The sequence below is a fragment of the Rhodovulum sp. HP10 genome, from assembly GCF_047553435.1.
In the GTDB taxonomy this organism is placed as follows: domain Bacteria; phylum Pseudomonadota; class Alphaproteobacteria; order Rhodobacterales; family Rhodobacteraceae; genus Rhodovulum.
Genome location: NZ_CP180201.1, coordinates 3299383 through 3312207 on the forward strand (window position 1 = coordinate 3299383; position 12825 = coordinate 3312207).

Below are 12825 nucleotides of genomic sequence, written 5' to 3' on the forward strand. Positions count from 1 at the left end.
GCTTGGGGGCTGGCAGCGGCGGCGCGGCGTGATTAACTGTCACCCGGACTTCGACAGGAGCGTCCGGACCTCGAAAGGAGCGATCTTGCGCATCGGCGATCTGGCGGATGGAGTGACACGCGGCGTCGAAGGTATCGCCGCCTCGGTCTCCGAGACCTTCATGGAACCCGTGCTGCGGCTGGGCGTGACCGGCCTGTCGCGTGCGGGCAAGACCGTGTTCATCACCTCGCTAGTGGCGAACCTGCTCGACCGGGGGCGGATGCCGCAGCTGCGCGCCGCCGCTTCGGGGGCGATTGTCTCGGCCTATCTCAGGCCGCAGCCCGACAATACCGTGCCGCGTTTCGACTACGAGACGCATCTGGCGGCGATGACCGGCTCGGAGCCGCGCTGGCCCGATTCGACCCGCGCCGTCTCGGAATTGCGGCTGTCCTTGAAGGTGCGGCCCGGCGGGTTTGGCAGCATCTTCGGGGCGGTGACCGGCCCGCGCACGATCCATGTCGATATCGTCGATTATCCCGGCGAATGGCTGCTCGATCTGGCGTTGATGGACAAGGATTATGCCGAATGGGCGGCCGAGACGCTGGGTCGGCTCGACCAGCGACCGGGCTCGGAGGATTTTCTGGCGGCGCTGGCCGGGATCGATTCGGGCGCGCCCTTCGAGGAGGCGACGGCACAGATGCTGGCCGCGCGCTTCACCGAGGCGCTGAACATCGCGCGCGAGGCGGGCTTTTCCGACTGCACCCCGGGACGGTTCCTGTTGCCGGGCGAGATGGCGGGCTCGCCCGTCCTGACCTTCGCGCCCCTGCCGGTACCGGGCGGCAGCACGCCCCGCGGCAGTCTCTGGCGCGAGATGGAGCGCCGCTACGAGGCCTACAAGCGCGAGGTGGTCAAACCCTTCTTCCGCGATCATTTCTCGAGGATCGACCGGCAGGTGGTGCTGGTCGATGCGCTGGGCGCCATCCATGCCGGGCCGCGCGCGGTCGAGGATCTGCGCCGCGCGATGACCGAGATCCTCGGCGCGTTCCGGCCCGGCCGCAATGCCTGGCTCACCCGCTTCCTGACCGGCCGGCGGGTCGAGAAGATCCTGTTTGCCGCGACCAAGGCCGACCATCTGCACCATTCCCAGCATGCGCGGCTGACCTCGGTCATGCAGGCCCTGATGAAGGAGGCGCGGCGGCGGGCCGATTTCGCGGGCGCCGAGACCGCGGCGATGGCCATTGCCGCGCTTCGGGCGACGGTCGAGGAAACCCGCGAGCAGCGCGGCGAAAGCTATGACTGCGTGCGCGGCACGCTGATGTCGACGGGGCGGCAGGCCGCGCTTTACCCGGGCGAGCTGCCCGAGGATCCGGCGCTGTTGCTGGCACCGGCGCGCGAGGGGGCCGAAGACTGGCTCGACGGCGATTACCAGGTCATGCATTTCGCCCCGGCCCGGCTGACGATGAAACCGGGCGAGGGGCCGCCGCATATCCGGCTCGACAAGGCCGCCGAATTCCTGCTGGGAGATCGCCTGAGATGACCCGCCGTCCCGTCGTGTTCGACCTCGAGGACGAGGAAAGGGCCTTTGCGCGGCCTGCCCGCAAATCCGCACCCGATCCGTTTTCCGATCCGCAGGAGGAGGCGCCGCCGCGCGGCCCGGCCGATGCACCGCCGGTGCCCGATGACGAGGACGAGCTGCCGCCCGAGGGCCGGGCGATGAAGACCGTGGCGCTGCTGGCATCGCGGCGTCCGTCGCGGCTGGCCCGGTTCTTCTGGACCTCCTTCGTGACGCTTCTTGGCTTCGTGATCTCTGTCGCGGCCTGGAATTTCGTGATCGGGCTGTTCCAGCGCAACGAGATCCTCGGCACGGTGGCGCTGGCGCTGGTCGGGCTGGTGGTGCTGGCGGTGCTGTTGATTTCGCTGCGCGAGATGGCGGCCTTTGCCCGGCTTCGGCGGCTCGACACGCTGCATCGCGAGGCCGAGGCCGCGATCGGGGCCAATGACATCAGGGCGGCGCGGGCGCTGGTCGACAGGCTGAGCGCGTTCTACCGGTCGCGCGAGGATACCCGCTGGGGCCGGGCCCGTCTGGCCGAGAAGCGCGACGAGATCTTCGATGCCGACGGGCTGATGGGGCTGGCCGAGCGCGAGCTTCTGGCGCCGCTTGATGCCGTGGCGACCCGCGAGGTCGAGGCGGCGGCGCGGCAGGTGGCGGCGATCACCGCCATCGTGCCGCTGGCGCTGGCCGATCTGCTGACCGCGCTGACCGCGAATCTCCGGATGATCCGCCGCATCGCCGAGATCTATGGCGGGCGCGGCGGGCTTTTGGGTTCGATCCGGCTGGCGCGCGCGGTGATGACCCATCTCGTGGCCACGGGCGCGGTCGCGGTGGGCGATGACATGATCGGCTCGATCGCCGGCGGGGGCATGCTGGCCAAGGTCTCGCGCCGTTTCGGCGAGGGCGTGGTCAATGGCGCGCTGACCGCCCGGGTCGGCGTCGCCGCGATGGAGGTCTGCCGCCCGCTGCCCTTCCGCGAGGCCCGGCGGCCCTCGGTCGGTGCGCTGGTCAAGCGGGCGCTGACAGGCGTCTTCTCGCGCGCCGATGGCTGAGCGGCCGGGGCGGGCTAACCCCTGTTTGTCTGAGGGGGGCAACTTAAGGTAGAGTTATGGCGGACCCGGCGGCTGGCAGGGCGATCCGCGAGAGCCTGCCATGACCCATGCCGTTCCGGCCGCCCTGCTGGGGGCTGCCCTTTTTCTGGCCGCAGAGGGCGCGGCTGCCTCCACCGTCTACGGGATCGATTTCCCCGGCGGAGACATGTCCTTTGCCGACAGGGTGGTCCGCTTCACGCCGGGTTTCGGCTTCGGGGGCGGCGTGGCGCCCTGCACCGAGGCCTCGCTCGCCCTTGGCGTGGCGCAGGCAGCGCCCGACCGTTATCTCGGCGAATGCAACGGCTATGTCTCGCTGGGCGAGGGCGGCGAGCTGGTCCTGGGCTTTGCCGACAATGTCCTCATGCCCTCGGGCGATGCCGCACCCGATCCGCAGATCTTCGCGGGCGGCGGTCATGACGAGCATTTCATGGCCTGGATCGGGACCGGAACCGTGGAAAGCGGCGCGAGCTGGCTTCCGCTGACCGGGCCCGGGTGCGCCGTGCTGCTCGGCGGCTCGCTTGGTTTCGACATCGACAGCCTGGACGGGCTCGCGCCCGAGATGCGCTTCTCGCTGGTCGCGATCTACGACATGCCGCGCTATTGCAACCGCAGGACGGGGCTCATGGAATACAGCGTCGGCGAAGCCTGCCGGACGGATAGCCGGCATCTGCCCTATGACGGCCCCTGGGCCGGGGTCGACACCTACGGGCTGGGCGCGATCAGCACGGTTCCGGCGCCGGTGCCCTTGCCCGCGGCGGGCCTGATGCTGGCCGCGGCCCTGGGCGGGCTGGCTGCGCTCCGGCGCCGCAACAAAGGGTAACGGCGCTTTACCTCGGCCCGGGGCCTGTCTATAGAACCGGCATGCCTTGTCCTGTCTGGCCGATCCGTCGAATTACGGGCCCGGCGCTCTGATCCAGAGCGACCGGGCAAAGGCGCTTGACCCGTCGCGCCGAACTTTCCAGACATCATCAAGACCGTAATCCGGATCGCATTCCGAGGATTCCTGCCATGTGTGCCGATACACCCGACTATAAAGACACCCTTTTCCTGCCCGAAACCGACTTCCCGATGCGCGCGGGCCTGCCCGCCCGCGAGCCCGACTGGCTGGAGCGGTGGGCCCGGATCGGCATCTATGACCGGCTGCGCGAGAAGGAGGGCCGGGCGCCCTTCACGCTTCATGACGGTCCGCCCTATGCCAACGGGCATCTGCATATCGGCCACGCGCTGAACAAGATCCTCAAGGACTTCATCGTCCGCAGCCAGCAGATGATGGGCCGGGATGCCCGCTATGTGCCGGGCTGGGACTGCCACGGCCTGCCGATCGAGTGGAAGATCGAGGAACAGTACCGCGCCAAGGGGCTCGACAAGGACAAGGTCGATGTCGTCGATTTCCGCCAGGAATGCCGCCGCTTCGCCGAGGGCTGGGTCGAGGTCCAGCGCGAGGAGTTCAAGCGCCTCGGCGTCACCGGCAACTGGGCCGATCCCTATCTGACCATGGATTTCCATGCCGAGGCGGTGATCGCCGAGGAATTCATGAAATTCCTGATGAACGGCACGCTTTACCAGGGCTCGAAACCCGTCATGTGGTCGCCGGTCGAGAAGACCGCTCTGGCCGAGGCCGAGGTCGAATATCGCGACCATCAAAGCCACACGATCTGGGTGAAGTTTCCGGTCGTCAACTTCGGGCCTGGGGCCGACGAGTTCTCTATCGGCGAGAAACCTGCTTCGGTCGTGATCTGGACCACGACGCCCTGGACGATCCCACAGAATCGCGCGGTCTGCTTCAACCCGGACCTGAACTATGCACTTTATGAAGTGAAAGAGGCCGCAGAGGATAACTGGGCAAAGCCTGGAGACCGGTTCTTCGTGGCCGAAGCACTCGCTGAAAGTGTCTTCTCCTCCGCTCGCGTCGATAGATACGAACTGGTCACAGGCGTTGGAGCCGGTGCCTTGAATGCGCTGACGCTCGCGCATCCCTTCCGCGGCATCGAGGGCGGTGCGGGCGAATGGGATTACGACGTGCCCATGCTGCCCGGCGATCACGTCACCGAGGATGCGGGCACGGGCTTTGTCCATACCGCGCCCAGCCATGGCGATGACGACTACCAGATCGGCCTGAAATTCGGCCTGCCGATGACCTATAACGTGCTGGAGGACGGCTCCTACCGCGCCGATCTGCCGCTGTTCGGCGGCGCGGTCATCATCCGGCCCGACGGCAAGGAGGGCGACGCGAACCGCCGCGTCATCGACAAGCTGGTCGAGGCGGGCGCGCTGATCGCGCGCGGGCGGCTCAAGCACAGCTATCCGCATAGCTGGCGCTCGAAGGCGCCGCTGATCTACCGCAACACGCCGCAATGGTTCGCCTCCATCGATCACAAGCTCGACGACGGCATGGACACCTATGGCGACACGATCCGGGGCCGCGCGCTGGCCTCGATCGACCAGCTGGTGAAATGGACGCCGCAATCGGGCCGCAACCGCATCCATTCGATGATCGAGTCGCGCCCCGACTGGGTGCTGTCGCGCCAGCGCGCCTGGGGCGTGCCGCTGACCTGCTTCGTCAGGACCGGGGCGAAACCGGACGACCCCGATTTCCTCTTGAGGGACCCGGCCGTCAACGCGCGCATCACCGCCGCCTTCGAGGCCGACGGGGCCGATGCCTGGTACATGCCGGGCGCCAAGGAACGCTTCCTCGGCAAGGATCACGACCCCGAGGCCTATACACAGGTCTTCGACGTGCTCGACGTGTGGTTCGATTCTGGCTCGACCCATGCCTTCGTGCTGCGCGACCGCGCCGACGGCACCGAGGACGGCATTGCCGATCTCTATCTCGAAGGCACCGACCAGCACCGGGGCTGGTTCCATTCCTCGATGCTGCAGGCCTGCGGCACGCTGGGCCGCGCACCCTATCGCGGCGTGCTGACCCATGGCTTCACGCTGGACGAGAAGGGCAACAAGATGTCCAAGTCGCTCGGCAACACCATCCTGCCCGAGGAGGTCGTCAGGCAATATGGCGCCGATATCCTCAGGCTCTGGGTGGCGCAGACCGACTATACCAATGACCAGCGGATCGGCCCCGAGATCCTGAAGGGCGTGGCCGACAGCTACCGGCGGCTCCGGAACACCATGCGCTTCATGCTGGGCAACCTGGCGGGCTTCTCCGAGGCCGAGACGGTCGCGCCCGCCGAGATGCCGGAGCTGGAGCGCTGGGTGCTGCACCGGCTGGCCGAGCTCGATGAAAAGGTCCGCGCGGGCTATGACGCCTATGACTTCCAGGGCGTGTTCCAGGCGCTGTTCAACTTCTGCACCGTGGATCTGTCGGCCTTCTATTTCGACATCCGCAAGGACGCGCTTTACTGCGATGCGGCCGACTCGCCCACCCGGCGGGCGGCGCGGACGGTGCTCGACATCCTGTTCCACCGGCTGACGACCTGGCTTGCGCCGATCCTCGTCTTCACCATGGAGGATGTGTGGCTCTCGCGCTTCCCCGAGGATGAGGGCTCGGTCCATCTGCAGGACATTCCCGACACGCCCGCCGACTGGCGCGACGAGGCGCTGGCGGCGAAATGGGCCGATATCCGTCAGGTGCGCCGCGTGGTGACCGCCGCGCTCGAGCTGCAGCGCAAGGACAAGGTGATCGGCGCCAGCCTCGAGGCCGCGCCGGTGGTGCATGTGCGCGATGCCGAGGTGCTGAAAGCGCTGAAATCGGTCGATTTCGCCGATATCTGCATCACCTCGGCGGTGCAGCTCAGCGGCGATCCGCGCCCGCAAGAGGCGTTCCGGCTGCCAGATATCGATGGCGTCGGCGTGGTCTTCGAGAAGGCCGATGGCGAGAAATGCGGCCGCTGCTGGAAGATCCTGCCCGATGTGGGCCAGCACGCGCATCCGCAGACCTGCGGGCGCTGCAGCGCGGCCTTGGACTGAGACGATGGGGGCCGGGTCGATCCGGCCCCCTTCTTCCTTGTGCTGGATCAGGCAGCGGCCCCCGAGAACAGCGCCTGGGCGTTCTGGAAGGTGGCGATGCCGGTCTGGAGCGCGAGCTGGTCCTTGAAGACCGAAGGATCGAACGAGCTGTCGGTCCGGAATTCGCCCTGAAGCTGGCCGGTGGCGGAGCCCGTCGGCATCTGCCCGTTGGCCGGGTCGTCCGGCCGGAGCGTCGCCGGTCCGTCATGGCTGCCCGAAACCGCCCGGCTGTCCGGATCGGGATAATCGGCGATCTGGCTCATGGCGCGGTCTTGGGACAAGGAACCACCGGTCCCGCTCGGATCGCTCGGGGAGGCGGCCTGTTGCCAGGGCTCCGCGGCGTCGGCTGCGATCTCCATCATGCTTTTCACGAGGTTCTCGGTCGCGTTTGACGTCCCGGCGCCGTCTTCGCGCCCCCCGGGATCCGACAGGGTCAGGAAGCCCTCGTCCTGTCCCTCGGTCTTTGGTCTTGCATCCCGGTCGATCAGGTCGGTCAGGCCGGCCGTCGCGACATCGGCATAGGACAGGCCGGCAGGCTTGTCCTTCTCGGGCTGGCCCGGGATGTCCCGGGCGGAGTGTGCCGGACCGGATGGGGACGTCCCCGGCGGGCGCCCTTCGATATTCAGCGCCTTGCGGGCGGCGGCGAAGCCCCAGGCGGAAAAATCGCCTGCATTTGCTACGGTCATGGTCTCTCCTTCTGAGCAGACAGGTGGAGCCCCATGCTCGGAAAAAGTCCTTGGCCAAAGCTGAACGGGACCGTTGCGGCAACCTCGCTTGACGCGGGTATTTCCAGAGGATTTTTCAGGATTTGAAAGTATTGGGGCGAAGGTGCCCGGGCGTACAGGGCGCTTTCGGGCTAGGGCCCCGGCATCCCCGGGGGGCGGCGTGTCAGGGGCAAAACACCGGCGCCCTCCGACCCCCGGCCGTCAAGCCAGGGGGGAGGAAGGGGGTGTCAAGGGGTAGGGCGCAGCCCGGGTCAGGCGGCGCTTTCCGTCAGCATCCGTTGCATCGCAGTGTACAGCGCTTCGGCCTGGGTCGTGGCCTGATCCGCCGAAGAGCCGGTATCGCTCAGGCTCGAGATGACGCCCTGCATGATCGATTCGGTCTGGCTGGGCGGCGGCGGGGCCGGCGGCGCATCATTGGCAACCTCGTTCCGCAGGTTCAGCGCGGCCGATGCGCCGGTCTCGCGGGTGGTTTCCGAGGTGTCGTCGGAGCGTGCCAGCGACATCGTGGAGGTCGCGGCATCCTTGCTGTCTTGCGCCTCGAGGCGGTCGAGACGCTTTTCTTCGGCGCGCTGCGAGGTCGTGTCGGCGACCTCCGGGGGCGGAGACGCCGGCGGAGGGCTTTGCCGCGCAGCGCCAAGCCCGGTAAGTGCCGAGCTGGTCATCGAGATATTCATGGCGGTCCTTTCCAGCAGTCGCAATGGGCCGGCGCCGTGTCGGGGGATGTCGGGGGACACGATCCGGGCCCTGCCATTGAACAGCGGAAAGGTGGATCAAATTGGACATGATCGGGGCATCTATGTGCCGATGCGCCGATACGTGCCGGGCTCCGGTCCGCGGATGCCCGCCGCTCAGGCCTTGGGATGGGCGGCCTCGTATATCTCCATCAGCCGGGCCGTATCGACCGCGGTATAGGCCTGCGTCGTCGACAGCGAGGCATGGCCCAGAAGCTCCTGGATGGTGCGGAGATCGCCGCCCGCCGCCAGCAGATGCGTGGCAAAGCTGTGACGCAGCGCATGCGGCGTGGCCGAGGCGGGCAGACCCAGCCGGGTGCGCGCGCCTTCCATCGCCCGGGCCACCAGCCGCGGGTTCAGCGCCCCGCCGCGGGCGCCGCGGAACAGGGGCGCCTCGGGGGTCTTCTCGAACGGGCAGAGCCCGAGATAGGCCTCGACCGCCTGGCGCGCCACCGGCAGCACCGGCACCAGCCGCTCCTTGCCGCCCTTGCCGCGGATCCGCAGCACCTCGGGCAGCGGCGCATCGCGCCCCCTCAGCCCCAGCGCCTCGGAAATCCGGAGCCCCGAGCCATAAAGCAGCGTCGCGACCGCCGCGTCGCGCGCCGCGATCCAGGGTGCGGCCGGGGTCGTGCCGAGATCGGCGATCACCTCGCGGGCGGCCTCCTCGGCCAGCGGGCGGGGCAACTTGCGGGTGAATTTCGGCGCGCGGACCGACAGCACCGCGGTCGGCTCGAAGCCCTCGCGCCTGCCGAACCAGCGGAAGAACCCCTTCACCGCCGACAGCGCCCGCGCCAGCGAGCGCGGCCCGAGCCCGCGGCCGCGCTCATGCGCCATCCAGGCCCGCAGATCGCGCAGCCCGACCTGTTTCAGCCGGGCCGGACCGGCGGGCGCGCCGTCATATTCGGCGAGAAAGCCCAGAAATCCGCGCAGATCGGTGGCATAGGCCCGGATCGTGGCTTCGGAGGCGCCGTCCAGGGCGCGCTCTTCGGCCAGCCAGGCCTCGAGCGCGTCGCGCAGCGCCGGGCTGAGCGCGAGGCTCACGCCAGCCAGCGCCGCAGCACCCGCTCGACGGTGCCGGCGAAGAAATCCATCAGGTCGGTGCCCTGATTGGGGGTGAATTGCTGCGGATCGGCCGAGCCCAGCGCCAGCAACGCGGGCCGCCGCTCCGGCCCCAGATCGAGCGTCAGCAGCGCCTCGGAGCGCAACGCGCCCGCCTCGGAGCCGTAGACCTGTTCGCAATGCGTGCCAGTGCGGCGCAGCACCACCCGGCGGGGCGGCCGGCTGGTGCCGTTGCCGGCATAGCTGCGGGCAAAGCCCGGGCCCATCATCCGCAATGCCTCGCCGGGCACGGCCGGCGCCGCCCCGGCCTGGTCGCCGTCGGTCTCAAGGACCAGCCGCACGCAATCGACGCGCAGGGTCGCGGCCAGATCGTCGTCGAGAAGCCCCAGCAGGGTCTCGAAATCGGGCGCCTCCAGAAGCCGCAGCACGGCGCGGTGGATCTGGTTGGTGCCCGCGAGATTCTCGTAGGCCGCGGCGATGACCGAGCGGTGGGTCTCTTCGAGCTGGTCGAGCCGCGCCTCGAGCCGGTCCATCGCGATGCCGCGCAGATCGACGATGTTGGCGCCCATCATCTTGTCATTGGCCGCGACCAGGGCGCGCATCACGTCCGGGTCGTCGAGGATCACCGTGGGTTCGTTGATGATCCTCGCGCGAAGATCGTCCGCTATCGCGGCATTGCTGCTCATGTTTCCTGCCTCATGGGGTCGTGTTTTGAGGCAGGATACACCAGGCTCAGAGGATTTTCTGCCCCGTTTTTTGCCAGTCGGCCATGAAGGCGGCGAGACCCTTGTCGGTCAGCGGATGCGCGGCCATCTGCTTGAGCACCGAGGGCGGCGCGGTCACGACATCGGCGCCGATCTTGGCGGCCTCGCTGATATGGTTGACCGAGCGGATCGAGGCGGCGAGGATCTCGGTCCTGAAATCGTAGTTGTTGTAGATCGTGCGGATATCGGCGATCAGGTCCAGACCGTCGAGGTTGATGTCGTCGAGACGCCCGATGAAGGGCGAGATGAAGGTGGCACCGGCCTTGGCGGCAAGGATCGCCTGCGCGGCGGAGAAACACAGCGTGACATTGACCATGTGCCCTTCGCCGGAAAGCGTCTTGCAGGCCTTCAGCCCGTCCCATGTCAGCGGCACCTTGACCGCGATGTTGGGCGCGATCTTCGCGAGCTTGCGGCCTTCCTCGATCATCGCGGCGGCCTCGGTCGCCACCACCTCGGCCGAGACCGGGCCCGCGACCAGATCGCAGATCTCCTTCGTGACCTCTAGGATGTCGCGGCCCGATTTCAGGATCAGCGACGGGTTGGTGGTCACGCCATCCACGATCCCGAGATCGTGGAGTTCGCGGATCGCCTCGATATCGGCGGTATCGACGAAGAATTTCATGGAAGAAGCCTCCCCGGGCCTTGCTGCAATCTGTCGCGCCGGTGATAGCCGATGCCGGGCCGGGCCGAAACCCCGCCCGGCACACGGGCTGAACCTCCGATCGGGCGGGGCGGCGCGATGAGGGAGGACTTTCCCGAGGGCGCGCGGGTGGGCGTGCTGACCGCGCAGCCGCTGGGCCGGGTGCTCGACTATCTGGCGCCCGAGGGCGGCTGCGGGCCTGGCGATTATGTCGAGGTGCCGCTGGGCCCGCGCCGGGTGATGGGCGTCGTGTGGGGGCCGGGCGAGGGCAGCTTCGATGCCGCCAAGCTGCGCCGGGTCGGCCGGGTTCTCGATGCCGTCCCGATGCGGGACGAGATGCGGGCCTTCCTGACCCGGGCGGCGGATTACACGCTGACGCCCTTGCCGCTGATGCTGCGGCTTGCGACCCGGACGCCGGGGCTGGGCGAGGCGCCGGGGGCGCTGCGCGTCTATCGCCGGGGCGAGGGCCAGCCCGAGCGGATGACCGTCCCGCGCGAGCGGGTGCTGGAGGTGCTCGAGGCCTCCGGCGGGCTCTCTTTCACCCTGTCCGAGCTGGCGACCGAGGCCGGGGTCTCGCCCGGCGTGATCAAGGGGCTCCTGCCCTCGGGCGCGGTGCTGGAAGAGGATCTGCCGCGCGACCGGCCCTATCCCGGGCTCGACCCGACGCGGCCCGGCAAGGCGCTGGCGGGCGATCAGGCCCTGGCCGCGCAGGCGCTTCGTGACGGCGTCGCCTCGGGGGGTTATGGCACGACGCTGCTGAAGGGGGTGACCGGCTCGGGCAAGACCGAGGTCTATCTCGAGGCCGTCGCCGCCTGCCTGCGGCAGGGCCGTCAGGCGCTGGTGCTTCTGCCCGAGATCGCGCTGACCGCCGAGTTCCTGACCCGGGTCGAGGCCCGTTTCGGCGCGCGCCCCGCCGAATGGCATTCGGGCGTGACCTCGGTCGAGCGGCGCAGGCTCTGGCGGATGGCGGGCGAGGGCGGGGTGCAGCTTGTGGTGGGCGCGCGCTCGGCGCTTTTCCTGCCGTTTCAGGATCTTGGCCTGATCGTCGTCGATGAGGAGCATGACAGTTCCTACAAGCAGGAGGAGGGCGTTCTGTACAATGCCCGCGACATGGCGGTGCTGCGGGCCTCGCTTTGTTCGGCGCAGGTGGTGCTGGCCTCGGCCACGCCGTCGCTGGAAAGCTGGGCCAATGCCGATGCCGGGAAATATGCCCGGCTCGACCTGTCCTCGCGCTTCGGCACCGCGACCCTGCCCGAGATGAAGACCATCGACATGCGCGCCGAGGATACGGGCCCCGGGCGCTGGATCTCGCCCGCGCTCGAGGCCGAGGTGCGGGCGCGGCTGGGGGCCTCGCGGCAGTCGCTTCTGTTCCTGAACCGGCGGGGCTATGCGCCGCTGACGGTCTGCCGCGCCTGCGGCCACATGATCGGCTGCGAGCATTGCGATGCGCGGATGGTCGAGCACCGCTTTCAGCGGCTGCTGGTCTGCCATCAATGCGGCGAGAGCCGTCCGATCCCCGAAGCCTGCCCGTCCTGCGGGGTCGAGGGCAAGCTGGCGCCGGTCGGACCGGGGGTCGAGCGGCTGGCCGAAGAGGCGGTGGCGCTTTTCCCCGAGGCGCGGGTCGCGGTGCTGTCCTCGGACCTGTTCGGCTCGGCCCGAGCGCTCAAGGCCCAGATCGAGGCCATCGCGGGGGGCGAGGCCGATATCGTCATCGGCACCCAGCTGGTGGCCAAGGGCCACAACTTTCCGCTGCTGACGCTGGTCGGCGTGATCGATGCCGATCTGGGCCTGCAGGGGTCTGACCTGCGCGCGGCCGAGCGCACCTTCCAGCTGATGCGCCAGGTCGCGGGGCGGGCCGGGCGGGGGGCCGAGCGGGGGCTGGCGCTTTTGCAGACCTATCAGCCCGATCATCCGGTGATCCGGGCGATCCTGACCGGCGACGAGGAGGGCTTCTGGCGTGCCGAGGCCGAGGCGCGCCGCGCGGCGGGCGTGCCGCCCTATGGACGGATGGCGGGGATCATCCTCTCGGCGCCCGAGGCGAAACCCGCCTTCGATCTGGGCATCTGGCTTGCCCGCAATGACGGCGCGCTTCGCCGGGTGGGGGCGCAGGTCTTCGGCCCGGCGCCCGCGCCGGTCGCGCGCATCCGCGGGCGCCACCGGGTCCGGCTTCTGGTCAAGGCGCCGAAGGGCGCGCCGCTGCAGGCCGCCATCTCCGACTGGATCGCGCCGGTCAAGCTGCCGCCGAACCTGCGGCTCGCGGTCGATATCGACCCGCAAAGCTTCATGTAAGGCCCAGACATGTAAGGTTCAGACGGGTCGGG

Annotated in this window: 10 protein-coding genes; 5 read left to right on the top strand and 5 right to left on the bottom strand. The window is 68.8% G+C overall.

What is annotated here, in order from left to right:
- Positions 1-85 precede the first annotated feature (85 nt).
- The 4 genes from ACK8CO_RS15460 (at position 86) to ileS (ending at position 6546) form a co-directional block, all read left to right on the top strand.
- Positions 86-1516 (top strand): YcjX family protein, encoded by a 1431-nt coding sequence (locus ACK8CO_RS15460; RefSeq protein WP_414897195.1) that lies wholly within the window; start codon positions 86-88, stop codon positions 1514-1516.
- Positions 1513-2583, top strand: a complete 1071-nt coding sequence (locus tag ACK8CO_RS15465; RefSeq protein ID WP_414897196.1) for a YcjF family protein — start codon at positions 1513-1515, stop codon at positions 2581-2583. Before ACK8CO_RS15460 ends, ACK8CO_RS15465 begins: the two co-directional genes overlap by 4 nt.
- Before the next feature lie 100 nt (positions 2584-2683).
- Positions 2684-3442, top strand: a complete 759-nt coding sequence (locus ACK8CO_RS15470) for a VPLPA-CTERM sorting domain-containing protein (RefSeq protein ID WP_414897197.1) — start codon at positions 2684-2686, stop codon at positions 3440-3442.
- 188 nt (positions 3443-3630) lie between these two features.
- Positions 3631-6546 carry an isoleucine--tRNA ligase gene (gene ileS, locus ACK8CO_RS15475; protein WP_414897198.1) on the top strand — a complete coding sequence of 972 codons (2916 nt, stop codon included), beginning with the start codon at positions 3631-3633 and terminating at the stop codon, positions 6544-6546.
- Between the two features lie 47 nt (positions 6547-6593).
- On the opposite strand, the gene ACK8CO_RS15480 is transcribed toward ileS, so the two are convergent.
- The 5 genes from ACK8CO_RS15480 to fsa form a co-directional block, all read right to left on the bottom strand.
- Positions 6594-7271 carry a hypothetical protein gene (locus ACK8CO_RS15480; protein WP_414897199.1) on the bottom strand — a complete coding sequence of 226 codons (678 nt, stop codon included), beginning with the start codon at positions 7269-7271 and terminating at the stop codon, positions 6594-6596.
- A gap of 290 nt (positions 7272-7561) precedes the next feature.
- Positions 7562-7984, bottom strand: coding sequence for a hypothetical protein (locus ACK8CO_RS15485; RefSeq protein ID WP_414897200.1), 423 nt, complete (start codon positions 7982-7984; stop codon positions 7562-7564).
- 174 nt (positions 7985-8158) lie between these two features.
- A complete protein-coding gene (locus tag ACK8CO_RS15490) occupies positions 8159-9082 on the bottom strand; it encodes a tyrosine recombinase XerC (RefSeq protein ID WP_414897201.1) in 924 nt (307 codons plus the stop codon).
- Positions 9079-9786, bottom strand: a complete 708-nt coding sequence (locus ACK8CO_RS15495) for a DUF484 family protein (protein ID WP_414897202.1) — start codon at positions 9784-9786, stop codon at positions 9079-9081. Before ACK8CO_RS15495 ends, ACK8CO_RS15490 begins: the two co-directional genes overlap by 4 nt.
- Positions 9787-9832: 46 nt before the next feature.
- Positions 9833-10486 carry a fructose-6-phosphate aldolase gene (fsa, locus tag ACK8CO_RS15500; RefSeq protein ID WP_080617016.1) on the bottom strand — a complete coding sequence of 218 codons (654 nt, stop codon included), beginning with the start codon at positions 10484-10486 and terminating at the stop codon, positions 9833-9835.
- Positions 10487-10603: 117 nt separating this feature from the next.
- Between fsa and ACK8CO_RS15505 the strand changes: the two genes are divergently transcribed.
- On the top strand, positions 10604-12793 hold the full coding sequence (locus tag ACK8CO_RS15505) for a primosomal protein N' (protein WP_414897203.1): 2190 nt from the start codon (positions 10604-10606) through the stop codon (positions 12791-12793).
- The last annotated feature ends 32 nt before the right edge of the window (positions 12794-12825 follow it).

Bases quoted from the DNA above. Each gene is read 5' to 3' on its own strand.
- ACK8CO_RS15505 (WP_414897203.1), top strand. From the start codon at position 10,604: ATGAGGGAGGACTTTCCCGAGGGCGCGCGGGTGGGCGTGCTGACCGCG.
- ileS (WP_414897198.1), top strand. From the start codon at position 3,631: ATGTGTGCCGATACACCCGACTATAAAGACACCCTTTTCCTGCCCGAA.
- ACK8CO_RS15465 (WP_414897196.1), top strand. From the start codon at position 1,513: ATGACCCGCCGTCCCGTCGTGTTCGACCTCGAGGACGAGGAAAGGGCC.
- ACK8CO_RS15495 (WP_414897202.1), bottom strand. From the start codon at position 9,786: ATGAGCAGCAATGCCGCGATAGCGGACGATCTTCGCGCGAGGATCATC.
- ACK8CO_RS15470 (WP_414897197.1), top strand. From the start codon at position 2,684: ATGACCCATGCCGTTCCGGCCGCCCTGCTGGGGGCTGCCCTTTTTCTG.
- ACK8CO_RS15480 (WP_414897199.1), bottom strand. From the start codon at position 7,271: ATGACCGTAGCAAATGCAGGCGATTTTTCCGCCTGGGGCTTCGCCGCC.
- ACK8CO_RS15485 (WP_414897200.1), bottom strand. From the start codon at position 7,984: ATGAATATCTCGATGACCAGCTCGGCACTTACCGGGCTTGGCGCTGCG.
- fsa (WP_080617016.1), bottom strand. From the start codon at position 10,486: ATGAAATTCTTCGTCGATACCGCCGATATCGAGGCGATCCGCGAACTC.